Here is a 26238-nt window from a genome sequence, read left to right on the forward strand (position 1 = left end):
TTTAGAAAGGATTAACATTGCGTGAAACATTGCAAAACAGCAAGTGCCCATGCATATATTTTGTTCTTCCTTGCTACAACGAGGAGCCTGTTCTTTCGCAGACTTCTAGTATTATTTTAAGCAAAGTTACTTTTCTTATTGAAAATAAGATTATTTCGGATTATAGCCGTATTCTTTTTGTGGATGATGGTTCTAGAGATTCGACTTGGAATATTATTTGCGATTTGCACCAGTCGAATCCTTCGCTTTTTGGCGGTGTAAAGCTTGCGCATAATCGTGGTCATCAAAATGCTTTGCTTGCTGGCTTAACTACAGCATATAAATCGGGTTGCGATGCTGCAATTTCCATGGACGCCGATTTGCAAGACGATGTTGATGTTGTTGATCAATTTATTGCAAAATATGTGGAAGGCTACGAGGTTGTGTATGGCGTTCGCTCGTCTAGAGAAACAGACACGTGGTTTAAGCGCAACACTGCATTAGCTTTTTACAGTGTTTTCAGATGGATGGGCGCAGAAACAGTTCCGAATCATGCCGATTATAGACTTATGGGCAAGAATGCGTTGAAGGCTCTTTTGGAATATAAAGAAGTTAATCTTTTCTTGCGTGGTATAGTGCCATCTATTGGCTTTAAGTCAACAAAAGTTGAGTATGTGCGTGGTAAGCGCAAAGCTGGTGTGTCTAAGTATCCGCTTAAAAAGATGATTTCGTTTGCTATAGATGGCATTACATCTTTTTCTACTAAGCCTTTGAGTTTTGTAACATTTGCAGGATTCGCGTCTATTTTAGTTTCACTATGCGTATTTGTTTATGTAATAGCTTCTGTTGTGCAAGGAAAAGCAGTTGCTGGCTGGGGCTCTGTTATGTTCTCAATGTGGTTTATTGGTGGATTGATTATGCTTTCAATCGGCATTGTGGGCGAATATATTGGAAAGATTTACATGGAATCTAAGCATCGCCCACGTTACGAGATTGAAACTACTATTTAGATATTTATATATTTAGGTATCTAAATTCTTAACTACTATTTAGTGCTTATTTTGCATTGGTTCAGAGAATTTTACGACTATATACTTGTTATCTAAAACAGTAGTGCATTTATCCGAAGGCCAAGAAGGCAGATTTTGTGCGGCCTTTTCTGCGTTTATATAAACGGATTCTAATACAGGATTTTTCATTTTAAATCCAGTAGTTGAGCGTATGAAACCAGTTTTTACCCATGTGCCGTGAAGAGTTGAGAATCCAATCTCAAACATTGATCGTCCAATAAGTTCAAGCTGATTTGACTTAAATTCACTAGGATTGTAGTCTGCTATGTGATTGCCAACGAATATTACTTTAAGAGGATTTTTATGATTTGCTTGTAGTACTTCTATTCTTCTAGCAACATCTTGAGCAATGTAATAGTCTTGGTTATAAGTCATGTATTCCGTGTAATACAAGCGATTTACTGTAAACGACTGACTTAATCCAATAATTGCAAGAAGAATGCATGCAATAATCGTTGTTAAAGTCTTTTTGCTAAATTGCATAATGTAATGCAACAAATACATGCATGAAAAAGCGCCAGCAAGCGGGTATGTTAGTTCCGTTCTAGCCGTGCCTGCTGTGCCGAGTATTACGCTCATCATCATAGGGCTTGCAACTATAGCAATAGCAAAAATAATAGTAAAAGCGTTAAGCTCTTTACGAATCACTTGAACAATAGTTAATAACACTAAAGCGATTAATGCAATTGTTATAAATACGCTATGGAATATTGTTCTTCCTAGATACATGTTTTTTGCATGCAAAAATATAGTATGAATGATTTTTGCTATAGGGTCTTTACCCCAACGCATTTGTTCTTTAATGTACGGATCTGTGAAGGTGTGGTTGGTAGCGATAACAATTTTATTCAAAATCACATAGCATGCATAGCTTGCTATAAACACGCAAATATACGTAAAAATGTAGCTTACTATGTTCTTAAATTTGTACGCATAGTCGCCCTTAATTATTAGTGCAATCATGGCTGTTCCAGCAATAAAAACAGTAGTCATTGCTAAGTAGAGAGTAAAACCAAAAATTGCAAAAATAAGTGCCATTAATGCGTATGCTAAAAGAGTTTTAAGTTCTTTACGATTTTGGTACGCGTTATGCGCACACATAAGCGATATGCTAACAAACATTAGCGCACAAGCTACGTCATCTCCCATAAGCAAGAATCCAAGCATTTCTGCAAGAATAGGAGCGCTTATAAAAGGAATCATAAATAAAGCTGGGTGGAATTTTGCGCCCAAATTGTGCGCTTTGCTAAACAAGTATGCCCATGTTGTTGCGGAAGCAAAAAGCGCAAGAATCATTAAGATTCCAGCTAATGAATTGTTATACCAGTATCTTCCTGTAACGTACTTAAAAGCTAGCAATCCAAAGCGTTCTAGGCGAATCCAAGAATTGTAAAGAGCCTTAGATCTAGAGATCATTTCTTCTGTGTCTATAGAAAAAGTGTTAGAAAAAGCTTTTTGACCGTATGCAATAATCAAAAAAATCGCGCTTATTGCAAGTTCTGCAACATTAGATTTGCAAAAATCAATGAAGTCTTTAAAGGAATACGTTTTTTCTGCAACAACACCAATTGTGTTACTTACGCTTCTTTTTCTTACGTTTTTTGCGAGTGCAGCTGAATCGTTCAGTTGATTAGTATTTAACGTTTTAATACCACTAGACTCCGTTTGATTCATGCTATACCCTTCTATGCGTTTAACATGCATGTGCTACTTGTCACTAAAAAATATACTATAAGATTTTAATGCGTGACAACAATCTAAAAACTGATTGTGTCTAGTAGTACAATAGATATGATTTGTGCTATTTTACCGATTAGTGTGCAATGGAGACGATTTATGAATCCTGCAATTTCCGTGGTGGTTCCTGCGTACAACAAGGAGCCGTATATTAAGCAGTGCATGGATTCACTTGTTAATCAAACTTTTAAAAACATTGAGATTATTGTTGTTGACGACGCTAGTACAGATAATACTTTGCAAATTTTGCGCGATTATGAGCTTAGGGATTCTAGAGTAAAAATTATTGCTAAAGATCATAATTGCGGTAGACATGTTGCGCGTAAAACTGGTGTTCAGTCGACTAGCGGTGATTACGTTCTTTTTGTTGACGCAGATGATGAGATTGATCTTAAAGCTTGCGAAGTTCTCTACTCATACGTTACTAATAATCCTGCAGATATATTGCATTTTGGTGTTTCTATTCACCCAGAAGGCAAATCAGATGAAGATTTTGCATACAGCTACGATCAAATGTATGCGCAAAATAATGGTGATCAAACTGGCGATAATATTATTAAATCAACGTTTTCTAGTGATTTTCCGCATTGGACACCTTGGAATGTTATAACAGCGCTTTTTAAAGGTGACTTAGTTCGAGATGCGTTTAAAAAAACAGTTTCAACACGACTTTCTAAAGCAGAAGATGCTTACGAATATTTCGCTATTGCAGCCTTTGCTCAAACTTTAAAAGACTTAACAGCGTTTCGCGCGCTTAAATACCATATTGGCAGAGGAATTTCTGGAAGATCTAAGATAAGCGTTGAAAAATTTACTGTAGAACAACGAAGTGTTAAAGATGTTGTAAGCGCTGTTTACGATTTTGCTAATGATTTTGCTAAAGAGCCTTCGATGAAAAGTCGCAAGCAAACCATTGAAGAAGCCTCACGCTGGTTTGATAATCGTGGATTAAAAATAGTAAAAGATGAGTTCTTTACAAGACTAAAAGTCGAGGATTTTCAAGAAGCCATAAACGCTGTTATTGAAGCATGGGGATTAGAGCGCGCGTGCTTGATTGTGCTCGAAGAGCTTGTAGACCTTATGAATCAAGTTGTAGAAGGCGATTGCATAATAAAACACGGTTCAGTGTGTGATGTTCTTCTTAACGTTTATAGAAATATTAAACCAGATAGTTTTAAAGATCCGCAAAACACAACTTACGATAAGCAAGTAGACTTAATGTCTTTGCATATTATGCAGGTTCATCAGCAAAAATATGAAGAAGAACAGAAACATTTGCAAATTGAAGCGCAAAAACGTTACGATGCAATGCCAGTGTATAAGCGTTTTGCAAAAAAGATAAAAAATATGGTTAAAAACTTAACTAAATCAAAGAATGATAAATAAAGTCTAAAAAATAAATTTGAGATTAAACAAAATACAAAATTACACAATAGAATAATCAAGGATAATTAAGGGTAAATCAGGAGATAACATGATTTTGGAAAATCCAAAGCGCTTGGGCATTTTCTTCTTCTACGATGCGCAAGGTCACGCAGACCATTATGTGTCTACGCTGCTTGACGGATTCAAACCATTCTTTAACGAGCTTGCGATTGTAGTTAATGGCAAAATCGACGAGTCAAGCAAAGCGATGCTTAAAGGTTACGCGAACAAGTTTATTTTGCGCGAGAACAAGGGTTTTGACGTGTGGGCGTACAAAACTGCAATGGACTCTTACGGTTGGGCAGAGTTGGAAAAGTTTGACGAAGTAGTGCTATTTAACGCTACGATTATGGGTCCAGTTTATCCGTTTAGCGAAATGTTTAACGCTATGAACGCAAAAGACCTTGATTTTTGGGGCATAACAAAGTTCCATAAAGTTAATGGAGATCCGTTTGGATACAGTCCGTACGGATATTTGCCAGAGCATATTCAATCGCATTTTCACGCATACAGGAAAAGCTTTGTTCAATCCAAAGATTTTCAGGATTATTGGAACAATCTTCCACCAATCAACAGCTACTTTGAGTCTGTTGGATTGCATGAATCAGTATTTACAAAGCGATTTGCAGATAAGGGATACAAGTGGTCTGTATACGTTGATACGAGTGATTTAGAAGGCTATTCTTATGGCCCAATAACGTATGCTGCAAGGCAGATTGTGGAATACAAGCGATGCCCGATTTTTAAGCGCAGGTCTTTCTTCCACGATTACTCCGACGTTTCTACGCAATCTGTTGGAAACCAAGCATTAGACTTATACGAGTATTTGAAAGACCACACAGATTACAACACGGATTTGATTTGGGAAAATGCTTTGCGAAGCATGAATATGGCAGATTTGATGAAGAATCTTCATTTGCGATACATTTTGCCGCAAAATCATGTTGTAGAAAACTCGTCAACAGCTACATCAGAATCTACGGCTAAGCCAAAAGTCGCGTTGTGTATGCACTTGTATTACATGGATTTGCTAGATAAAAGTTTGCACTATATTCAGTCTATGCCGCAAGGATGTGACGTTATTTTAACTGTAGGATCGAAAGAAAACCAGCAAATTGTGAAACAGCGTGTGGAACATCTTCCATATGACGTAGACGTGCGGTTAATTGAAAATCGCGGTAGAGACGTGAGCGCATTCTTAGTGGGCGGCGGCGCAGATCTTATGAAGTACGATTACGTATGCTTTGCTCACGATAAAAAAGTCACGCAATTATCGCCTCGAAGCATAGGCGACGGATTTGCTTACAAGTGTTTTGAAAATATTCTTGCAAGTAAAGAGTATGTGCAAAACGTTATAAATCTGTTTGAAACGCATCCGCGACTTGGAATGGCAATGCCAACGCCGCCAAATCATGCAGACTACTTCCCAGGATTTACATACACTTGGGGTCCAAACTTTGAAGGCACGAAGAAATTCCTAGAAAAAACGTTAGGAATTAGCGTTCCGCTAGACGAAAACAAAGACGCTATAGCTCCGCTTGGCACAATGTTTTGGTTCCGTACAAAAGCTATGCGTGGGCTATTGGATAGAAAGTGGACTTACGAAGATTTTCCAGCAGAACCGCTAAAAATAGACGGAACGTTGTTGCACTTTATAGAGCGAGCATACGGGTATGTGCCGCAATCCAACGGATATTATGACGCATACATATTCTCGGATCACTTTGCGCGAATAGAAATGACTAACCTAGAATTCGATGTTCGAGAACTATCAAAATCTGTGAGCACGCCATGGATTAAACGCAATTTGGAAGAAACTTGTAGAGAAGTAATGCGCGGAAAGCGATTCCGTTACGCTGCTTTAAGAGTATTAAAGAGTATTGCAAAGCGAGTTTTCTATAAAACACTGTACATAGGTCAAAGAATTGTGCACATTGGTCGTAAAGGTAAAGAAGATGAGTGATATAAGCGTAAATACAGCTGCGACAAAACTTACGCGCGCAAAAAAACCGCGACTTTTCTACTTGGATTGGATTCGCGCAATAGCTGCGATTTTGATTGTTGTAACTCATTTTAACAATCCATATTTGGAGCCAATGCGGTTCTTCGTAAATAGACCGTTTGGAATCTACATTGGTGGATTAGGAGTATCGCTATTTTTGATTATTTCTGGCGCTGCTCTTATGTACAACTATGGCGATAGAGAAAGCCTGGATTTGCGCACATTCTACACAAAGCGCGCAAAAACACTATACCCAATGTTTTGGGTAGCATTCATAGTGGCGAATATTTTATTGTTTATTCGCAATAATGGATATATTTTTGTACCAAGGCATAAAATAACAGCAATTTTTTCGCTTTTTGGAATGGATGGTTATGCTTCTGCATTCGGCGTAGGTACTTTTTATGTTCTAGGCGAATGGTTCTTAGGGTTCATAATACTGTTTTACATAGTGTTTCCACTTTTAAGAGTTGGCGTAAATAAAATGCCAATAACAACTGTGTGCGTTGTGTTGGCTCTATACGCTGCAACAGTTGTGTTCTTTACTTTTTACCAGATTCCGCGAGTACCGTCTGATATTCTTTTAACAACAAGATTGCCAGAATTAGTATTTGGCATGATTTTTGTAAAGTTTATTAAAAAAGTGCCTTGTTGGCTTGCTGCAGTATCTTTTGTGATTCTTGCATTGCAACAATTAACGCATGTTTTACAAGGAAATATTGCCGTTACGATTGTAGGAATATTAGCATTTTTGCTGCTTTCTTATATTGGTGAACTTGTTAAAAGTTTTAAGCCATTAAGCGCGTGTACAAAATTTATATCCGCATATTCGTACCCGATTTTTTTGGTACACCATGTGTTAATAATGCAAGTGTTTACAGTAATATATCCAGTGTGGCTTAATCGCTGGCAAGCATACGGATTGCTAATCGCAGAGTTTGCGGTGATTCTTGTGCTTTCTGTAATACTCAAGCGTTTTACAAACTTGATTGTTGGTTTTGTGAGCAAATGTTGGGTGAAAATCGGCAGCAAGAATCGCAGTTTGGACTAACATGCGTATTTGTTCTGGAATAATCACCTATAATCCAACTTTAACAGACGTAAGCACGTGTTTAGAAGCGCTATGCAATCAAGTAGAGCGTGTAATAATCGTAGACAATGCGTCTAAAAATGTTAAAAGTTTGCAAGAAGTTGTAAGCAAATACGCAAACGTGACTTTAGTTAAAAACAGTCAAAATATTGGTTTTGCAAAAGCATTAACGCAAGTGTTTGAATGGGCAAAATCGCAAGGTTTCAACTGGGTTCTAACGCTTAACGACGATTCTGTTGTGCCAAGCAACATGATTAGCGAATACAAGAAAATCCTGGAAAATCAGGGAAGTCTTGTAAATCAAAAAAATTCAAAAAATTCCAAAATCGCAATTGTATGCTCTTTGCTAAAAAACCGTTTAGACGGCACGATTTTACACAGCAAATGCCACGAAGACGAATGCATAACGTCTGGAAGCTTAACAAGCGTAGAAGCGTGGCAGAAAATCGGCGGATTTGACGAATGGTTGGAAATTGACGGAGTAGACTTCGACTTTTCAAGGCGACTTGCGCGCGATGGCTGGCAAATCGTAGAGTGCCAAAACGTTATAATGGAACACCAAATCGGCAAAGCGCGCTCAATAAACTTGATTATAAAACACCCAATCGTGTGGAATCACAACGCAAATCGCAAGTACTATATAGCGCGAAATATGCAAGTAGTGGATTACAAAATGGGAACATACTCGTATGCTAAGTCGTTGCGTGCAGTTGTGCGAGATATGATTTTCGTTGCGCTGTGGGAAAAGAATAAATTTGCGAAAATTCGCGCGATGATACGCGGATTTAAGGATGGGCAGCAAAAGATTCGTCAAATGCGCAAAGCAGAACAGAACGCGGTTTGAAAGGATAGCAATGGAAAATTACGCTAAAAACGAAAATCCGCTAGTTTCTATAATCGTGCCAGTCTACAATTCTGCAAAATATTTGAGCGGATGCGTGGACTCGATTCTTGCGCAAACGTACAAAAACATAGAGCTGATTTTGGTAGACGATGGATCAAAAGACGACTCGGGTAAAATTTGCGATTCGTATGCATCAAAAGATTCGCGAGTTAAAGTAATACACCAACAAAACGGCGGAATATCGCGTGCGCAAAACGCAGGGCTTGATGCAGTGAGTGGGGAATTTATAGCGTTTGCAGACAATGACGATATTCTAGATTGCAAAAATATTGAGATTTTACTAAACGCTATTTTGCAAAGCGGAGCTAGTATGAGCAAAGCAAAATGGCGTCAATTTGGGCTAAGTAGCTTAGAGCAGATTAAAAAAGAATCTGGCTTGAGTGCGCGCGGATTTGGTGCGGAAAAGTCGCAAGTAACCGCGCGTTTAGAGAACGCGACTCAAATAAAAATCGTAAAAAATCCTCTAAAAGCGTATCAAACTGTATTTTGCAAAATATTTAGAATAATCGGAAATAAGCTGGGCAAAAACAGCGAAGCGCGCTACTTTAACGAAGCGAATTGGTGCAGGCTTTACAAGCGAGAAATCTGGCAGGGAGTGCGATTCCCCGAAGGAAAGTTTGCGCAAGACACGGCGATGGCAAGCGTGCTGTACTCGCGCATGAATTGCGTGGCACATGTGGATGAAGTGCTGTATTACTGGCTGCAACGCGAGGATTCCGTAACGCATAAAATGCGAGACGCGGGCTTTTATCACGATCATATAGATGCAGTTCGAGCAAATTGGGATTTGTGCTTAAAGCACAATGTTGTGCCAGCAAGAAGCTACTACACAATGGTTGGAAACTTAAGGTATGAGCGATGCGCGCTGAAAAGCGGAGAAAATAAGCTTAATGGCGGAAAAAGTAGCGACGCAGAAATCCAAAAAATATACGAAAAAAATTATGTTAAAGACGTAGAATTTGCTAAATCAGCTGTTAAAAAGCTTACGATTTTGCAACGCGCGCAATGTTTTACTATGGCGTGTGTGAGAAATCTTGAAAAAATAATCTACGATTACAAAATCAAAAATATGAAGTAATGCAATTAAAAATCGAAGAGTAAGTGCAAATCAGAAAGCAAGAAATGAGTGGGAAAATGAGCGAATACCCAGATTTAGTAGTTGTTGGAGCAGGATTGTTTGGCTTAACTGTAGCTCAGCAGGCTGCAGAACGCGCTGGCGCAAGCGTTGAAATTATTGACGTGCGTAGTCACATTGGCGGAAATGCTTACTCGTATTTTGACGAGCGAACGGGAATTGAAATTCACAAGTATGGCGCACATCTTTTTCACACAAGCAACAAGCACGTGTGGGATTACGTGAACCGCTTTACAACGTTTACTAACTACGTGCATCGCGTTTACGCAACTCACGACGGCGAAGTGTATTCGTTGCCAATCAACTTAGGTACAATTAACCAATTCTTCCACGCGCATTATACGCCAGAAGAAGCTAAGGCTTTGATTGCAAGCCAAGCGGGGGAGTTTGCTGGCAAAGATCCGCAGAATTTGAACGATAAAGGCATTAGTTTAATCGGGCGCCCGCTTTATGAAGCGTTTATTAAGAATTACACGGCAAAGCAGTGGCAAACGGATCCTTCTAAGCTGCCTGCTGGAATTATCAAGCGCTTGCCTGTGCGATTTAACTACAATAATCGCTACTTTAAAGACACTTGGGAAGGATTGCCAACGGACGGCTACACAGCTTGGATGCAGCGCATGATTGACGATCCGCGTATTCACATTTCGCTTGGCGTGGACTTTTTCGACGAATCGCAGCCGTTTAATAAGCACGCGTTGGCGGAGGCTGGAGTGCCGGTTGTTTATACCGGTCCGGTTGATAGGTATTTTGACTATGCGCTCGGCGAGTTGAAGTGGCGCACTGTGGACTTTAAGGAAGTGCGTTACCAGGAGAGCGACCACTTTGGCTGCCCAGTTATGAACTATTCGGATGCAGATGTTCCGTTTACGCGCGCAATTGAGTTTAAGAACTTTAATCCAGAGCGCGAGGAGGTTGGCGGGGAAGCTAGCTGCGATGCTGATTTTGTGCCAGGCAAAAGCGTTAAAGCTGGGGAAACTGTTGTGTGGCAGGAGTATTCTCGCGCTGCAACTCGCGACGACGAGCCGTATTATCCAGTGAATACTGAGGAAGATAAGGCATTGTATGCGCGCTATGCAGAGCTTGCTGAGGCGCAGTCTAACACTGTTTTCGGTGGACGTTTGGGCACTTACAGCTATTACGATATGCACAACGTGATTGATATGGCTTTGCGTGCTTACGAATCGCAAGTAGCGCCACTTATTGCTCACTAAATGCAAAATATAAATTAATAAAAATAAATAAAAATAAAGAGCTATACATCAAAAAGTGTATGAAACTAAACTGACTAAATTCTATTTCAAGAACATACATCAGAACAGTTTTATACACTTTTTGACATATAACCCAAAAGGAGAAGATTATTTGATACTAAACTAAATGATCTCGCGTGTCAAGATACAAAATTTAGACTCAAACTATAGTAAAGTCACGCTTCCCACTTAGTAGGCTCAATAACTTCTTTGCCACCCATATAAGCCTGCATAGCCTTTGGAATATCAATCGAACCATCTTCATGCTGATGATTTTCCAAAATAGCCACAAGCCAGCGAGTAGTAGCCAAAGTGCCATTAAGCGTGCTAACTGGGCGAGTTCCGCCATCTTCCATGCGTTCGCGAACATTCAAGCGGCGAGCCTGATACTCAGTGCAGTTAGAAGTAGAAGTAAGCTCACGGTAACGACCCTGAGTTGGAACCCAAGCTTCGCAATCAAACTTACGAGCAGCAGAAGAACCAAGGTCACCAGCAGCAGTATCAATAATGCGGTAAGGCACTTCCACCTTAGCAAGCATTTCCTGCTCCATACCAAGTAACTTCTGATGCTCAGCGTGAGAATCTTCCTGCTTGCAATAAACGAACATTTCTACCTTATCGAACTGATGCACGCGAATGATACCAGAAGTATCCTTTCCAGCAGCACCAGCTTCACGACGGTAGCAGCTCGACCAACCGCAATAACGCAAAGCACCATTGCTTAAGTCAAGAATCTCATCCTCGTGCATACCAGCGAGCGCAACCTCGGATGTGCCAACCAAATACTGATCATCTGGCTCACGAAGGCGATAAATCTCGTCCGCGTGAGAATTCAAGAAGCCAGTTCCGCGCATTACTTCTGGACGCACAAGCGTTGGCGTAATTGCAAGCGTAAAACCGTGCTCTTCGGCTTGGTCTACAGCCATAGTAAGCATTGCGATTTGCAATCTAGCCACAGCACCGCGCAAGAAGTAGAAGCGAGAGCCTGCAACCTTTACGCCTCTGCGCATATCAATTCCAGCAACGCCAGTTCCAAGAGTCAAATGATCCTTTGGTTCAAAGCCTTCTGCAGTAAAGTCGCGAGGTGTGCCAACTTTCTTAACTACAACATAGTCGTCTTCTCCGCCTTCTGGCGCTTCATCTTCAACGATGTTAGAAAGCTTCCACATTGCTGTAGTGTAGTCGGCAGTAGCCTGCTCAGATTCAGCCTTGTATTCTGCAACCTTTTGAGCAAGTTCTTTAGTCTGAGCAATAAGTGTGACTTTCTCGCTATCTTGAGCAGCTGCAACCTTTTTTCCTATTGCTTTCTGCTCTGCTCTGGCTGCTTCAAAAGCCTTTAAACTGTTGCGGCGCAAGTCGTCTGCACGAAGCACCTCATCGACGAGCTCAACGGACTCGCCACGCTTGCGCTGCGATTCCTTAACTACGTCGGCATGTTCACGAATAAATTGGATATCAAGCATGTTTTCTAGCCTAGTGCCGCAAGGCGACAGATACATATATAATGGCATGAATAAGTGATTGCACTAAAAGGGGTAAAAATGGCGGTTATTCATGCTACGCAAGATAATTTTGAGAAAATTGCTGGTACTAATGAAATAGTTGTTGTTGATTTTTGGGCAACTTGGTGCGGACCATGCCGAGCTTTTGGTCCTATTTTTGAACAAGTTAGCGAAAAGTTTGACGATGTTCCATTCGTTAAGGTAGACATAGACCAGTCTCCTGATTTGGCAAGTGCTGCGGCGATTAAAGCGGTTCCAACGGTTATGGTTATCAAACGTGGAGATGTTATTTATCGTCAGGCTGGTGCTTTGTTGCCAGCCGATTTAGAAGATTTAGTCAATCAAGCTAAGGCTTACGATCCTAGTAAAGATGATGAAGGTAATTCTGTAAGCGAATCAAGTGAATCTGAAAATGATGGGGAATAGTAGTAAGAACCTTGATTTTAAGCCATTCTCTTTGCATGAGTCTACAATTATATATACTTTGTGCAAAAAGCTGTATGAGGATTATTTATTTTTAGATTTACGCTTTGTGCATTAACTTCTACCAAGGAGAGTTATGACAAGTCACCGAAGGAAAACTGTTACACTTACCTCATTGAGTGTTCGTCAGTGGGCAAGAATTGTAGCGATTTTTGTTGGTTTTGTGTCTGTAGTAACTCTTGGTATTGCGTCTAGGAACTTTTATTCGGCATCAAAGAATCATTCTGCGAAGCCTTACATAACTGCTTATTCTGCTACAGATTCCGCTAATCAGGTTTCGCGTGGTACGTATCGTAATTCGCTTAAAAGTGTTAAAAAAGGCGCTACTTCTTACATAACTGTGAATATCAATGGGAGTCATCGTACTGTTCTTGGCACGGATTTTACAAACGTTAAGTCTGTTCTAGAAGCTGGAGATATTACTCTTGGGCCTAATGATGTTGTAGAGCCTGCACTTGATTCCAAGGTAACTGAATCAACAGTTATCAACATTAAGCGTGCAGGCGCAAAGCTTGAAACTTCTGATGAACCGATTGCTTTTAACACGGTTAAGAAGGAAACTGCAGCTCTTCCAAAGGGCACGGAAAAGGTTAAGGATCAGGGTGCTCCTGGCGTGATGGAAACAAGTAAGATTGTTACTCGCGCAGGTGATAAAGTTGTTTCGTCTAACGTTTTTGTATCGTTTGTTAAGCAGGCTCCAAAAGATAAGGTCATTCTTGTTGGCACAGGTGGAGCTAGCGTAGATTCAGATTTTGCATCTTCTATTGGTACTACAGTTCCTGCTGGTGAAATGCAAGAGTGGGCGCATTCTTGGCTTCTTTCTAACGGTTACAGTGAAGCTGATTTTACTGCTACAGTGTTTATTATTTCACATGAATCAGGTTGGCGCGTAAACGCTATGAATCCTTCTGGTGCATACGGTTTGCCTCAGGCTTTGCCTGGAAGAAAGATGTCTTCTATGGGTGCTGACTGGGCGACTAATTATCAGACTCAGCTTCGTTGGTTCTGGAATTATTGCAATGGTCGTTACGGTTCCATTCAGGGTGCCTACAGGCATTGGTTGTCTCATAGAAGCTACTGATTTGTATTATACTTGCTACTATTATGAATTTTGCGGCAATTGTAAGTTTGTGAGGATTATAGATTTATAGACGCACAGACTCATAGTGTGTACTTATAGATTTGTTTTAAGGCGATTATCGTAGAGTCAAGTATGTTTCTTGGTTTTACGATAATCGCTGATTATTTTATGCGTGTTGTGTGAATATGGAAGGAAATTTAAGTGACAATATTGCCTAGAAAATCATGGTTTAATAAGGGTGATGAATTTGCTAGTGAGCATGCTAGCTGCAAGTCTTTCGTGAACTTGTCTAAACTTAGTCATGCTCTTGTTGGTGAAGAAGCGTATAAAAACAATCGTCTTACGCGTGCAGCCTTGGTTTCTCTGGCGATTCTAACTTTTATAACTTTTATTGGCAATTTTGCGCAATTGCAGCTCACTGCTGCATTACCTACTATTGTGCGTGAGTTTAACATAAGTGTTACTACGGGACAGTGGCTTACGTCTATTTTTCAGCTGATTATGGCTATTATGGTGCCGCTAACAGCATTTTTGACTAGACGATTTTCTACTCGTCAAATTGTTATTACTTCCATGATTCTTTTTACTCTAGGCTCAGTTATGGCGTGGCTGAGTAATGATTTTATTATGGCGTTAGCTGGGCGAACTCTAGAGGCTATTGGCACTGGAGTTATGTGGCCTGTTCTACAGATTACTGTGTTTTCTGTATACCCAGTTACTCGTAGAGGAATGGCTATGGGTAGCGTTGGTATGGCAATGAGCATTGCTCCAGCAATTGGACCAACAGTTGGTGGTATGCAAACTGATTTTAATGGTTGGCGTTCTATATTCTTATCTCTTACAATTATCGGCGTAATTTCTATTATTCTTTCCATACTTTTCTTACATAATTTCGGTGAACATGATCGCTCTGCTAAGGCGGATTTTTTCTCCGTTGGACTTTCAATTGTTGGCTTTGGTGGAGTTATGTTTGGTTTCACAAACATTGAGTCTTATGGCATTTCAAATCCGCTTTCGTGGTCACCTATGGTTGTTGGAGCATGTGGAATAACGTGGTTTGTGATTAGACAATTGCGTGCGCGAGTTAAAGGAAAGCAGCCGTTGCTTGGAATAAGCGTGTTGAAGAATCGCTATTTTACGATTGGCACCGCTTGCGCATGTTTAACATTCTTTGCGTTTAGCTCAATTATGGTGGTTATTCCGCTGTATATTCAATCAGATCGTGGTTTTTCAGCTACTATGAGTGGTCTGGTATTGTTGCCTGGCGCGTTTGGAATGGCAATTTCGCAATATTTTGGTGGGCGTATGCTCGATCGTTTTGGTGTGCGACCTGTAGCAATGGCAGGCTCTCTTATTTTGCTTTTTGGCACAGTTATGATGAGCCTTATCGATAAAGACACATGGATTTGGTGGATTTCAATCTGGCAGTTTACGCGACAAATCGGCATGGGATTTTTGCTTATGCCTGTTACAACATGGTCTTTAAATTGCTTGCAACCTAGTGAGTTGGGCGATGGTTCTGCAGTCACTAATACAATGAGACAGCTTTGGGGTGCTATTGGTGCTCCAGTACTTGTTGTTACTATGGCTACTTTTACTCAGTGGTATCATATGCTTACTGGAGTTGGTTCTGCAGATAATTTGGCAGCCAGCATTTTTGGTGTTCAATGGACTTTGAGAATTAGTGCGATTATTACGGCTGTTATGGCTTTAATTGTGATTTTTGGGGTTAAAGGTGATGGGGCTGGTTCTGCTCATCAGCTTGCGCGTAAGGCGATTGATCGTATGCGCGTTTTGCATATTCCTCATGCGTCGGAGCATAAAGACGTTATGCACGATCACACGCATCATCAATACTGATATATTGCACGCTCTTTGACTTGTTTGCTGTTGCGCGCTTTCTTGTTTGGTATTGTGCATCTTCCTTGTTTGTTGTTGTAGGAGGGCTGGCTAATTCTTGTCTCACAACGCTCTGCCTTTTGTGTGTTGGTTGTTGTTGCGGTTGTTCCGTTTTGGTTTTGATTTTGTTTTTTGGGTTGAAGTTTGTTTGTAGTGGTGACTCATTGGATTATTTGGTATCGGCTGCCGCTCTTATACTGTTCGACCAAGAATCACCCAGCCCTCTTGTATGCTTGAACAATTGCGTATTGCTTAATCGCCTGAGATTCTCGATTTTTCTTCTTCATTCGATGAATCACCATCGGAGGACTGCGGATCGACTTGCATGAGCGCTTTGACTGAGCTTGAAATTGCATAACGCATTTCAAGCTCCTTCAAAGCGTGATTTGGCTTAATGCATAAAGTCCAGTGGACTTTATGCGCCAAATCAGCCGAACGGCTACTAATAGCCGTGAGGAATAGCGTAGCGCGCGAATGCACTTCGATTCGCTGAGCTTGCTCAAAGTTGAAAGCACAGTGTGCTTTCAACGCAAGCGAAGACGTGAGCGCGCTGTAACGCGCGAGCGATACATCTCATTCGCTGCGAAAAATCAAGAATCTCTACCTAACTTGGTATTGGTAAATTTTGCATAATCATTTGTTCGTTTTGTTGAATTTTGCAAAATTTTCTTATGAATTTTGTTAACTACCTAATGTTTTTCACATAGAAACGCTCATTTGAGTTTGTTTTTTGCGTTTAGTTGTGCGATAATGTTCACATGATTTCTTCTCAGCGTCAGCAGTTGATTTTAAGCCGTCTTCGCACTAGAGGGGCTGTGCGTATTACTGCTCTTTCTAAAGAGCTAAGTGTTTCGGCAATGACTATTCGTAGGGATATCGCCGAGCTTTCAGACAAAGGTCTTTTAAAAAGAGTTCATGGTGGTGCTGTTACAACTAACACTCTTCTTTCTGAGCCTCTGTTTTCGGTAAAGTCGCAGATGGATATGGGCTTAAAGGACGCAATCGCCAGCAAAGCTGTTGATTATGTTCAGCCTGGAGATGTTATAGCTATTGGTGGTGGCACCACTGCTTATGTATTTGCTCAGCATCTACTTGAGTCTCGCAGAGCTTCTGGTATTACGATTTTAACCAATTCGATTCCTGTTGCAGAGCTTGTTCAGGCGCTTGAGTCTAAAGATATTGAGGTTATTGTTACTGGCGGAGTTATTACTAGATCTAATTCTCTGGTTGGTCCTATTGCGGATAAGGTTGTTTCGTCTTTGCGCGTAAACACCGTGTTTTTGGGCACTCATTCCGTGAGCCTACCTCGTGGATTCCTAATGCCTAATTCTCTTGAAGCTGCTACAGATATGGCTTTGATGGATATTGCGGATCGTACGATTATTTTAACAGATCACACTAAATGGACTTGCACATCGCTTTCACTGTTTGCTCGCTTCGACCAAGTGGATACTGTTATTACAGATGATTGTCTGGATGCGGATTCTCAGCTTCGTACGCGTGAGCTTGTTAAAAATTTGGTTCTTGCTCCTACAATAGATTCTTTGGAAGAAGAGTAGCTTGTAGATCAGTATTGCATTACTTATTGCGTATTGTGTGGGGCTTGTGTTAGGCTCAGTTAGTTCATGACTTTGTAGTGATTACACATTAAAGTTGCGCGGCTTATGCTTGCGATTCACGGTTTGCTTGTTTTGCGCACTTTTGCTGCTTTGCAGTCTGTAGATTAATTTTGTGCAATTACATTTGTAATTGCGCCTTTGAATGTTCGTAATTACGCATTGTCAACATTATATGTCAACTATGTTGAAGTAATTTACGAAAGGCTATTGTGCCACATACTCATTATGCTGCGTCTGCTAAAACGCAAGGTGCTAAGAAATCTGCTGGTAAAAAATCTGCTGTAAGTCAGGGAACTAATAAGAATTTTTCTAAAAAAGGCTATAAGTCTAATAGAAACCCATTTGAATATCAGGGAAATCGTAAGAATAACGAATTTAATGCGCGTAAAGCACGTAATCGCAAGGCAGACAAAGCTAGAAGTCGTGCTCGTGAAAAGGCTTTGCAATATGAAGAGATTGCAATTCAAGAAGCTGAACAAGATTTTGGCAAACGCGATTTAAAAAAGCGCGATTTTGATTTTGACAATCGCAATATGAAGAAGAGTAGAGATAGTCGCCACAATAGACACCAGACAAGTCGCCAGCAACCGACGACTATTGATACTGAGTCTTCAATAAAGAAAAATCTAGAAATTACAAAAAATTCCATAATGATTCCAGATACAGCTGTGGAATCTCGAGAAAACTATAGTGATGATGTTACTTTTGCACAGCTTGGCGTTCCAGAACCATTGGTTAACGTTTTGCGTGCAGACGGCAAAAACACGGCTTTCCCAATTCAGCAGGCTACTCTGCCAGACTCTTTACAGGGTGCAAACATACTTGGTAGAGGGCGTACAGGAAGCGGTAAAACTTTAGCATTCTCGATTCCTCTTGTAGCAAGATTAGCTGAAAACTTTGTTGATTTAATAAATTCTGGTCGTACTTCTAGAAAAAACAAAAATCGCGAAGATAGTAATATTCCAGCACCTCATGCGATGATTTTGGCTCCAACACGAGAACTTGTTCATCAGATTGATGAGGTGATTGCTCCTCTTGCAGCAGCATATGGTATGCATACTGTTACTATTTACGGCGGAGTAAGATATCAGAGGCAAATTGCTCCGTTAAAGCAGGGTGCTCAGATTATAGTAGCGTGCCCAGGGCGATTAGAAGATCTACTAAAGCAGGGCGCGTTAACGCTTGAAAACATAGAAGTCAGTGTTTTAGATGAGGCTGACGAAATGGCTGATATGGGATTCTTGCCAGCTGTAACAAGGCTTTTAGAGCAGACAAATCCTAATGGTCAGAGAATGCTGTTTTCTGCAACTTTGGATAAGCAAGTTGCTGCTATAGTAAATCGCTTCTTGCCGAATGCTGTTGTGCACGCTGTAGATGATGCGGATTCTCAGGTAGATACAATGACTCATCATGTGTTTGGTGTGTCTGCAGGAGATAAGTATGAGGTTCTGCGCAAATTAGCGTCTGGTAAAAAACGCTCTATATTCTTTACTCGCACAAAATACCAAGCTAAGAACATGGCTAAAAAGTTCATTAGTCAGGGTATTCCAGCCGTCGATTTGCAAGGAAACTTGTCTCAGAATCAGAGAGATAGACACTTGGCTGTGTTTTCTGAGGGGCTAGTGCGCGTGCTAGTAGCTACAGACGTTGCGGCTCGAGGCATTGATATTAGCGATGTGGCGCTTGTGGTGCAAACCGAGCCTCCAGAGGATCCAAAATCGTTCTTGCATAGATCTGGGCGTACTGCGCGCGCTGGAGAGTCTGGCGATGTCGTAACTCTTGTGTTGCCGAATCAAAAGCGCATGGCGCACACTATGCTTCGACGCGCTGGAATTCATGCTAAGGCAGAAGACGTTAAGCCAGATTCGCCTGTTTTGCAAGAAATTGTTGGGGATTTGGCGGATTTGCAAGAGGGCTGGAGTATGCCAGAGCCAGAGCAGCCAAAGCGCAGAGTTAGGCGCTACGACCTACCTTCGCGCTTTAAGCGTAGCGCGCGAAGGTAATTCGTAGCGCTGAGCTTGCTTAAGGTTGAAAGCACGGTGTGCTTTCAACGCAAGCGAAGACGTGAGCGCGCTGTAACGCGCGAACGATTTTACGCTTTATGTACGTGATTTAGGTCGAATTTGGTACAAAGTGCGGAGTTGTTTTCCGCTTTTTGTTGTTCAACACGCCGTAAATCGCTACAAAGTGCGTCAACTTTTCCCGAGAATGTACGTGATTTAGGTCAAATTTGGTACAAAACCCGTCAACTAACTAATCGCCGACTATTTGCGTTACTTGCTTTGACCTTTGCCAAATGCGCGCAAGCGGATTCCGTTCCAATCTTCGCTTACGGTTAAAGGAGTAGCAGCATTCATGCCAGCTGTTTTAGCAGCGGATTGCACTGTGCTGGAGCTTGGAGAGCCTTCGCGACCAGGCTTAGGCGTTAGAACCCACATTGGAGCCTCGTCGTCTAACATGTTTGTGGCATCCATAATCGTGTCTGCCAACTCATCCTCATCGTCGCCATCGCGCCACCAAATAATGACGCCGTCAACAGATGAGTCGTAATCTTCATCTACCAGATCTTCTCCAGTAAGATTTTCGATATTGTCGCAGATTGCATCGTCAACGTCATCGTCCCACAGCCACTGCTGTACGATATCTCCAGGTTGGAAGCCAAATTCTTCTGCATGTTGAAAAGCTGTCTGTTCCACGTGACTCAATATATCAAAGTGCCACGAATTTGTGCGATTTTTAAGTTTAGTGCGTGTTTCTTGATAACGGAATGCATATATATTCGGGTTACATCGAGACACGCCTCAAAAATCGCGAAAATATCCAAAATCACTATATATAGTTTGTTTTTTGAATAAAGTTCCCTAGATATTGTGCAGAGGTTGGGTTATAGTTGAGCAAGTTGTTTTGAATAATGGTCATTATTCAAAACAGGATGGATAACAGGATAAATAAACTGTAGATGTAAGAAAGGTCTGTAGGATGCAGGTCTCTGGTACGACTTTAGAAGACATGACTTTAGAATCGCAGCTAAGCGATGTTGATGTAGAAATGGCTGATTCTATCTCGGATAGTGATTCTTCTAAGAAGTCTCGTGTGCAGGTCGAAAAGCGTGATGGTCGCGTTGTCGATTTTGATCAAATGAACATTATTATGGCAATCAAAGCAGCTTTTAAGGACTTGCGCAAAGAAGTCGGTCCTCAAGAAGAGCAGATGATTCGCGATATTACGGACCATATAGAAGCTGAAATTCAGGATCGTTACAATGGACCTGCAAAGATTGAAGATATTCAGACTCTTGTCGAGCATGGTCTTATTGAAAATCACCTTTACGAAGTTGCGCGTTGCTACACAAGCTATCGTCTAAACCGAGATATTGACCGCGCTAAGGCAACCGATATTAACGAAGCAGTAAATCGTCTTGTAAACCGAGATGAGTCGCTTGTTCGCGAAAACGCCAACAAGGATTCCAACGTTTACGCCACTCAGCGCGATCTTCTTGCAGGTGCTGTTTCTAAAGCTTCTGCTTTCTCTATGCTTCCTCATGCAGTTTCTAACGCGCATATGAAGGGTGATATTCACTTCCATGATGCTGATTATTCGCCATTTACTTGCATGAGCAACTGCTCGCTCCCAGATTTTGGTGATATGCTCGCTAAGGGATTTGCTCTTGGTAACGCAATGATGGATAGTCCAAAGTCTATTGGCACTGCTGCAACTCAGGTTACGCAGATTATTAAGGATATTGCAGGCGCACAGTACGGCGGTCAAACAGTTAATCGTGCAGACGAGATGCTTGAGCCTTATGCTAAGTGTGATTATGATAAGAATCTTGCTATGGCTCATGCCATGATTCCTGATTCTACGCCGATCGAAGTTGCCAAAGATATGATTGACGGCTTGAAGGCTCAGGAGCCTAAGAATCTTCATTGTTCGGATAGGGATCCGCTTCCTGCTGATACTCCTTTTGATGAAAACTTGAGTGAGCTTGATCAGATTCGTGAAATTTACGCAAAGATTATGACGCGCAAGGCGATTTACGATGCTATGCAAACAATGGAATATCAGATTAATTCCAACCGCGTTTCTAACGGTCAGACTCCGTTCGTAACTGTTGGATTTGGTTTGGGTACTTCTTGGTTTGCTCGCGAAATTCAGCGCGCTATCTTACTTAACCGTATTCGTGGACTCGGCAAAGATCGTCATACTGCAATCTTCCCTAAGCTTGTGTTTACTATTAAGCATGGTGTAAACGCAGATGCTGGCGATCCGAACTACGATTTGAAGCAGCTTGCGCTTGAGTGCTCTACTAAGCGCATGTATCCAGATGTTGTGTTCTACGAGAATATTATTAAGATTACTGGCTCCTTTAAGGCTCCTATGGGCTGCCGATCCTTCCTTCAGGGTTGGATTGATCCAAAGACTGGCAAAGACGTGGAAGACGGTCGTATGAATCTTGGCGTTGTGACAGTTAACGTGCCGCGTATTGCGCTGGAGTCTCATGGAGACGTGAACCGATTCTGGAAGCTTTTTAACGAGCGTATGGAAGTGGCTCATCAGGCTCTGCGATTCCGCATTATGCGTTGCAAGCAGGCAACCCCTGTGAATGCTCCAACGCTGTTCCGCTACGGTGCTTTTGGTCGTTTGGAAGCTAACGAAAGCGTGGATCAGCTGTTCCGCAATGAGCGTGCAACGGTGTCTTTGGGCTACATTGGCTTGTATGAGGCTACATCCGTTTTCTTTGGCAAGGATTGGATGCAAGATCACAGTTGGAATGAGGATGGCAAGCAATTTGCGCTTTCTATGGTTCGCCGAATGAATCAGCTTTGCCAGCAGTGGTCAAAGGCTGAAGGCTACCATTATTCCGTTTACTCAACACCTGCTGAGTCTTTGACGGATCGCTTTAACCGCATGGATCGTCAGAAGTTTGGTCGCATTGAAGGCGTTACTGATCACGACTTCTACACTAATTCCTTCCATTACCCAGTGTGGTTGCAGCCAACTCCTATGGAGAAGCTTCGCTACGAGGTTGACTTCCCGTATCTTGCTTCTGGCGGATTTATCAACTACTGTGAGTTCCCGTGCTTGCAGGCAAATCCTAAGGCTTTGGAAGCTGTGTGGGATTATGCTTATAAGATTGGCATTGGCTACTTGGGCACGAATACTCCAATCGACCATTGCTTCGTTTGCGGATTCCAAGGCGATTTTGAGCCGACTAAAGAAGGCTTCCGCTGCCCAGAGTGCGGAAACAGTGACCCAGATAAGTGCAATGTGACTAAGCGCACTTGCGGATACTTGGGCAATCCTGTTCAGCGCCCAATGGTTCATGGACGCCACGAGGAGATTGCTCATCGCGTAAAGCACATGTCGGGCGAAACTGGCCATGTTGTTCTTAATAATGGCGAGTCGCGCGAGTGGTACGAGGAAACCAAGTAGTAGCGTAGAATCGCTTGAAATAACGTTTTAGTTTGTGTTTATTATTTGGTGATATGCAATATATCTAGCCGTTAGAAAATGTTAATAGCATTTTTTGACGGCTGGATTTTATTTTATTTAACAAAAGTGAATACAATCTAACAAAAGTTACTATAATTCAACAAAAGTTTATTTAAGATTATTTAATAAAATATTTAAAGCTAGAGGAGGTGGACTATGGCTCGCATAAGTTTACATGATTTTGCTCCATCAGACGTTAACCGTGGACCGTGGATTCCAACCTCTCTTTCTAACAATCCTCGCGCAGGTCAATGGTCTAGTGAGCGCATGAGCAAGGGGATGGTGGCAGATTATAAGCGATTTCTTATGACAGATGGCGAAGGAATCCGCTGCTCGCTTTACGTTTCTGGCTGCCCATTCCACTGCGTTGAATGCTATAACGAGTCAATTTGGGATTTTCGCGCTGGTCACCCTTATACTCAAAAGCTCGAAGACCAAATTATGGAAGATTTAGCGCAACCATATGTACAAGGATTGACGCTTCTTGGCGGTGAGCCGCTGCTTAACACTGGCATATTGATTCCACTATGTGAGCGTATTAGAAGCGAATTTGGCAATACAAAAGATATTTGGAGTTGGACTGGTTACACCTGGGAAGAGCTTATGCGACCGGGCGAGACTCCTGACAAGCTTGAGTTATTGCGGTACATTGACATTCTTGTTGACGGGCGATATATGAAGAATCTTCACGATTCGCTATTGCAATTCCGTGGCTCTAGTAATCAGCGAATTATCGACGTGCCAAAGTCGCTGGAAAATCCACAAAATCCGCCTGTAATCTGGGAAAAGCTTCACGATCAAGAGCGTTTTATTCCATCAATCTACGGCAAGGATCGTGCGCAAGGCGAAGGTGACGCTTCGTAATCCTATTGAATGCGCCACTCATACGATATATTTAACAATGTTTGCGGACGATTATAAGAATGCATACATATACACATGTTAAGCTAAATATAATTAACCTAGTAACATCTGTATTGCAAACTGTCAAAAGAATTATACTAAATATGCTAATAAATACTGTAAGTAAACGATATACAGTTGGGTATGTTTTTTCTTTGCATAAATATAAAAGATAGATTATTAATATTAATAGGACGAATGCTTGAATGATAAGACTAACAGTATTAACACAAGTGTTATCGTCTTTTAAGTCCTTTAATTGTTTAAAGAAATAAATAGCTGACGAAATATAACAAAGCAGCGTTATTGGCAGTAGAACTACGTGTTTGCTGTTCATATTGTTCCTCACATAATTGTTGATATTAATGTGGAAATTCTCACTGCAAGTCGACACGAATGCCTTTCTGCTGTGCTACAGCGCCAACTATCTTTGTGTTACTCATAAGTTTCTTCTTGGGTGTTGGCTTGAACTTGCAATGGTAGTAAAAAAGACATGGATAATGCTACTGAGCAAGTAAGTATTCTATTAATAGATTTTTATATTCATGACAGTACCTCTTTATACATGCGAATATACATTCTTTCATTATATAATTTTTTATAAGATGAAATCAATCGTTGTTTATAATTTGAATGTGTAGAAGCACTTTTTCGTATGTGATTTGTCTGTATACTACTATGTCAAAGATTCATCTATTTATGCATTTGGTAATGAAGTAACTCAATACGGAAATGCGCCATGCGCAATAGTTAAAATTTGAGAAGTGATATTATTAAACCTACACATTACGTTATATATGGGGAGGAGCACAATGGCGGGGAATTTGAAGGACAATTCGCGAAAAATTAAAAATAATCCTCCTTGTGCATTGCGTACGATTCTATCATCTTTAAAAAAGTACCGTTTTCTTGGCGTTTTAACAGCTGTTACTATTCTCGTTGAAGCTGCTATGCAAATTGAGATCCCTACAGTAATGTCAAATCTTATTGATTTTGGTATTATGTCACGTTCTCAAGAAGCTGTGCAATATTATGGTTTGCAATTGCTTATTTTTGCTGCAATTGCAATGATTGCAGGCGTTGTTTCTGGTATTTGTTGCGCTCATTCTAGTGCTGGTTTTGGTAAAAATTTACGTCACAACATGTTTTCACGCTTACAAAGTTTAAGTTTTTCTGATTTAGATAAGTTTTCTAGCGGTACTGTTGTTACGCGTATGACTAGTGATGTGTCAAATGTGCAATTTGCTTACCAAATGATTATTCGCTCTGGTATTCGCAGCGTTATGATTATCATCACTGCTTGGTGGTTTACTTTTTCAATTAGCCCTGCTATCTCGTGGGTTTTTCTTTCATTTGTGCCTATTATTGGTGCAATTGGCGCTGTTGGAGCTAGTATAGTTGCTCCAGCATTTTCTCGAATTTATCGAATGATTGACGAGATGAATAATAGAGTTGGCGAGAATTTGCATAATATTCGCGTCGTAAAGTCTTATGTGCGTTCTGATTATGAAATAAGTCGTTTTACGCGTATTTCACATAAAATCTATGATTATTTTATTAAAGCTGAGTATGTGTTAAATTGTAGTATTCCTTTGTTTAACTTATGTTTTTATTCTGGCATGCTACTTATTGCGTGGTTGGCTTCGCACGAAATTGTGGCTTCAGGAAATAATCCTGCTTTTGGTTTAACAACGGGAAATCTTGCTGCATTAGTAGTGTATGCTTTGCAAATTTTGTTTGCTTTAGCGAATTTAGTTGCAGTGTTTGTAATGTCGTTAACAGCTCGAGCTTCGATGCATCGTATTTCACATGTTTTGCAATCTCGAAATACTGAAGTTGTTTCCAAGCATCCACTTACAAAGCTTTCTGACGCTTCTGTGCGTTTTGAAAATGTTTCGTTACGCTATCCTCAATCAGATAATACAGATGAATCCACTCCAGCAGAACAGGAAATTTTACATGATATAAATATATCTATTCCTTCTGGAGCAACTGTTGGAGTTGTTGGTGCAACGGGATCTGGAAAATCAAGTTTAGTGCAATTAATTGCAAGACTTTATGACGTAACTTCTGGTGCTCTTTTTGTAGGCGGAAAAGATATTCGCGATTATGATTCTTCTAGTTTGCGTGAAGAAGTTGGTGTTGTTCTACAAAAAAATATTTTGTTTAGTGGCACAATTGCAGAAAATCTTCGCTGGGGTAGGGCGGAAGCAAGCGATAATGATTTGCGTCAAGCTTGCGAAATTGCTTGTGCTGATGAGTTTATTAAAGATTTACCAGACGGCTACAATACGCATATTGACCAGGGTGGTAAGAATGTTTCCGGTGGTCAGCGACAGCGTTTGTGCATTGCGCGCGCACTTTTGAGGAAGCCGAAAATTTTAATCCTCGACGACTCGATGAGTGCGGTTGATATGAAAACGGATAGTAAAATTCGCGATGGCTTGAAAAAGTTTATGCCTGATTCTACGCAAATTATCGTTGCTCAGCGCATATCTTCAATCGAACATGCGGATATTATTGTTGTTCTTAAAGATGGTCGTGTTGTTGCTAACGGTTCGCATGATGAATTATTTAAATCTTGTGAAATTTACAGAAATATGGCGGTTTCTCAAGAAAAAAGTCGAATAACTAGCGCAACTAAAGAAGAAGGAGCTAAATAA

Annotated in this window: 19 protein-coding genes; 15 read left to right on the forward strand and 4 right to left on the reverse strand. The window is 40.9% G+C overall.

The genetic code is table 11. The features are described 5' to 3' along the window. Positions 1–17: 17 nt before the first annotated feature. On the forward strand, positions 18–989 hold the full coding sequence (locus HXT19_RS01315; RefSeq protein WP_004112145.1) for a glycosyltransferase family 2 protein: 972 nt from the start codon (positions 18–20) through the stop codon (positions 987–989). A gap of 39 nt (positions 990–1028) precedes the next feature. On the opposite strand, the gene HXT19_RS01320 is transcribed toward HXT19_RS01315, so the two are convergent. Next, positions 1029–2723, reverse strand: a complete 1695-nt coding sequence (locus tag HXT19_RS01320; protein ID WP_422119722.1) for a glucosyltransferase domain-containing protein — start codon at positions 2721–2723, stop codon at positions 1029–1031. 162 nt (positions 2724–2885) lie between these two features. Between HXT19_RS01320 and HXT19_RS01325 the strand changes: the two genes are divergently transcribed. The 6 genes from HXT19_RS01325 (at position 2886) to glf (ending at position 10556) form a co-directional block, all read left to right on the forward strand. Beyond that, positions 2886–4172 (forward strand): glycosyltransferase family 2 protein, encoded by a 1287-nt coding sequence (locus HXT19_RS01325; protein ID WP_020759986.1) that lies wholly within the window; start codon positions 2886–2888, stop codon positions 4170–4172. An 88-nt stretch (positions 4173–4260) separates the two neighbouring features. Then, the gene (locus tag HXT19_RS01330; RefSeq protein WP_004115812.1) at positions 4261–6174 is read left to right on the forward strand and encodes a rhamnan synthesis F family protein; all 1914 of its coding nucleotides are present in this window, start codon (positions 4261–4263) and stop codon (positions 6172–6174) included. After that, a complete protein-coding gene (locus HXT19_RS01335; RefSeq protein ID WP_004575007.1) occupies positions 6167–7264 on the forward strand; it encodes an acyltransferase family protein in 1098 nt (365 codons plus the stop codon). Before HXT19_RS01330 ends, HXT19_RS01335 begins: the two co-directional genes overlap by 8 nt. Before the next feature lies 1 nt (position 7265). Continuing rightward, positions 7266–8147, forward strand: coding sequence for a glycosyltransferase (locus tag HXT19_RS01340; protein WP_004116962.1), 882 nt, complete (start codon positions 7266–7268; stop codon positions 8145–8147). Positions 8148–8157: 10 nt separating this feature from the next. After that, entirely contained in the window at positions 8158–9285 is a 1128-nt protein-coding gene (locus HXT19_RS01345; RefSeq protein WP_004116960.1) for a glycosyltransferase family 2 protein, read from the forward strand. Positions 9286–9341: 56 nt separating this feature from the next. Then, positions 9342–10556 carry a UDP-galactopyranose mutase gene (glf, locus tag HXT19_RS01350; RefSeq protein ID WP_004115795.1) on the forward strand — a complete coding sequence of 405 codons (1215 nt, stop codon included), beginning with the start codon at positions 9342–9344 and terminating at the stop codon, positions 10554–10556. 215 nt (positions 10557–10771) lie between these two features. Here glf and serS read toward each other — a convergent pair whose 3' ends face one another. Continuing rightward, on the reverse strand, positions 10772–12058 hold the full coding sequence (gene serS / locus HXT19_RS01355) for a serine--tRNA ligase (protein WP_004115791.1): 1287 nt from the start codon (positions 12056–12058) through the stop codon (positions 10772–10774). Positions 12059–12136: 78 nt separating this feature from the next. Between serS and trxA the strand changes: the two genes are divergently transcribed. The 3 genes from trxA to HXT19_RS01370 all read left to right on the forward strand — a co-directional run bounded on the left by trxA (position 12137) and on the right by HXT19_RS01370 (position 15521). Next, the gene (gene trxA / locus HXT19_RS01360; protein WP_004112182.1) at positions 12137–12523 is read left to right on the forward strand and encodes a thioredoxin; all 387 of its coding nucleotides are present in this window, start codon (positions 12137–12139) and stop codon (positions 12521–12523) included. Positions 12524–12656: 133 nt separating this feature from the next. Continuing rightward, complete coding sequence (locus HXT19_RS01365) at positions 12657–13661, forward strand: G5 domain-containing protein (RefSeq protein ID WP_004137936.1); 1005 nt, start codon at positions 12657–12659, stop codon at positions 13659–13661. Positions 13662–13862: 201 nt separating this feature from the next. Continuing rightward, positions 13863–15521 carry an MDR family MFS transporter gene (locus HXT19_RS01370; RefSeq protein WP_004116956.1) on the forward strand — a complete coding sequence of 553 codons (1659 nt, stop codon included), beginning with the start codon at positions 13863–13865 and terminating at the stop codon, positions 15519–15521. A gap of 291 nt (positions 15522–15812) precedes the next feature. Here the strand turns inward: HXT19_RS01370 and HXT19_RS01375 are convergent, their stop codons facing one another. Next, complete coding sequence (locus HXT19_RS01375; protein WP_420028117.1) at positions 15813–16040, reverse strand: hypothetical protein; 228 nt, start codon at positions 16038–16040, stop codon at positions 15813–15815. 278 nt (positions 16041–16318) lie between these two features. On the opposite strand from HXT19_RS01375, the gene HXT19_RS01380 reads away from it, so the two are divergent. Together HXT19_RS01380 and HXT19_RS01385 are read left to right on the forward strand one after the other, a co-directional pair. After that, a complete protein-coding gene (locus HXT19_RS01380; RefSeq protein WP_004112186.1) occupies positions 16319–17119 on the forward strand; it encodes a DeoR/GlpR family DNA-binding transcription regulator in 801 nt (266 codons plus the stop codon). A gap of 269 nt (positions 17120–17388) precedes the next feature. Further along, positions 17389–19182: a DEAD/DEAH box helicase gene (locus tag HXT19_RS01385; RefSeq protein WP_422119723.1), complete on the forward strand. Its 1794-nt coding sequence runs from the start codon at positions 17389–17391 to the stop codon at positions 19180–19182. Positions 19183–19452: 270 nt separating this feature from the next. On the opposite strand, the gene HXT19_RS01390 is transcribed toward HXT19_RS01385, so the two are convergent. Continuing rightward, positions 19453–19875, reverse strand: a complete 423-nt coding sequence (locus tag HXT19_RS01390; RefSeq protein ID WP_004112197.1) for a DUF3052 domain-containing protein — start codon at positions 19873–19875, stop codon at positions 19453–19455. Positions 19876–20158: 283 nt separating this feature from the next. On the opposite strand from HXT19_RS01390, the gene nrdD reads away from it, so the two are divergent. The 3 genes from nrdD (at position 20159) to HXT19_RS01405 (ending at position 26238) form a co-directional block, all read left to right on the forward strand. Continuing rightward, positions 20159–22612, forward strand: a complete 2454-nt coding sequence (gene nrdD / locus HXT19_RS01395; RefSeq protein WP_004112200.1) for an anaerobic ribonucleoside-triphosphate reductase — start codon at positions 20159–20161, stop codon at positions 22610–22612. A gap of 216 nt (positions 22613–22828) precedes the next feature. Then, positions 22829–23536, forward strand: a complete 708-nt coding sequence (gene nrdG / locus HXT19_RS01400) for an anaerobic ribonucleoside-triphosphate reductase activating protein (RefSeq protein ID WP_004112206.1) — start codon at positions 22829–22831, stop codon at positions 23534–23536. A gap of 851 nt (positions 23537–24387) precedes the next feature. Next, positions 24388–26238 (forward strand): ABC transporter ATP-binding protein, encoded by a 1851-nt coding sequence (locus HXT19_RS01405; RefSeq protein ID WP_004116953.1) that lies wholly within the window; start codon positions 24388–24390, stop codon positions 26236–26238.

This window comes from Gardnerella sp. DNF00038, assembly GCF_049262855.1.
Taxonomy (GTDB): Bacteria; Actinomycetota; Actinomycetes; order Actinomycetales; family Bifidobacteriaceae; genus Bifidobacterium; species Bifidobacterium vaginale.

What these genes read in the sequence shown, in the direction of transcription:
- HXT19_RS01335 (WP_004575007.1), top strand. Translation starts at nt 6,167, where the DNA reads ATGAGTGATATAAGCGTAAATACAGCTGCGACAAAACTTACGCGCGCA.
- HXT19_RS01320 (WP_422119722.1), bottom strand. Translation starts at nt 2,723, where the DNA reads ATGAATCAAACGGAGTCTAGTGGTATTAAAACGTTAAATACTAATCAA.
- HXT19_RS01325 (WP_020759986.1), top strand. Translation starts at nt 2,886, where the DNA reads ATGAATCCTGCAATTTCCGTGGTGGTTCCTGCGTACAACAAGGAGCCG.
- nrdD (WP_004112200.1), top strand. Translation starts at nt 20,159, where the DNA reads ATGCAGGTCTCTGGTACGACTTTAGAAGACATGACTTTAGAATCGCAG.
- HXT19_RS01330 (WP_004115812.1), top strand. Translation starts at nt 4,261, where the DNA reads ATGATTTTGGAAAATCCAAAGCGCTTGGGCATTTTCTTCTTCTACGAT.
- HXT19_RS01345 (WP_004116960.1), top strand. Translation starts at nt 8,158, where the DNA reads ATGGAAAATTACGCTAAAAACGAAAATCCGCTAGTTTCTATAATCGTG.
- HXT19_RS01405 (WP_004116953.1), top strand. Translation starts at nt 24,388, where the DNA reads ATGGCGGGGAATTTGAAGGACAATTCGCGAAAAATTAAAAATAATCCT.
- HXT19_RS01380 (WP_004112186.1), top strand. Translation starts at nt 16,319, where the DNA reads ATGATTTCTTCTCAGCGTCAGCAGTTGATTTTAAGCCGTCTTCGCACT.
- glf (WP_004115795.1), top strand. Translation starts at nt 9,342, where the DNA reads ATGAGCGAATACCCAGATTTAGTAGTTGTTGGAGCAGGATTGTTTGGC.
- trxA (WP_004112182.1), top strand. Translation starts at nt 12,137, where the DNA reads ATGGCGGTTATTCATGCTACGCAAGATAATTTTGAGAAAATTGCTGGT.
- serS (WP_004115791.1), bottom strand. Translation starts at nt 12,058, where the DNA reads ATGCTTGATATCCAATTTATTCGTGAACATGCCGACGTAGTTAAGGAA.
- nrdG (WP_004112206.1), top strand. Translation starts at nt 22,829, where the DNA reads ATGGCTCGCATAAGTTTACATGATTTTGCTCCATCAGACGTTAACCGT.
- HXT19_RS01365 (WP_004137936.1), top strand. Translation starts at nt 12,657, where the DNA reads ATGACAAGTCACCGAAGGAAAACTGTTACACTTACCTCATTGAGTGTT.
- HXT19_RS01340 (WP_004116962.1), top strand. Translation starts at nt 7,266, where the DNA reads ATGCGTATTTGTTCTGGAATAATCACCTATAATCCAACTTTAACAGAC.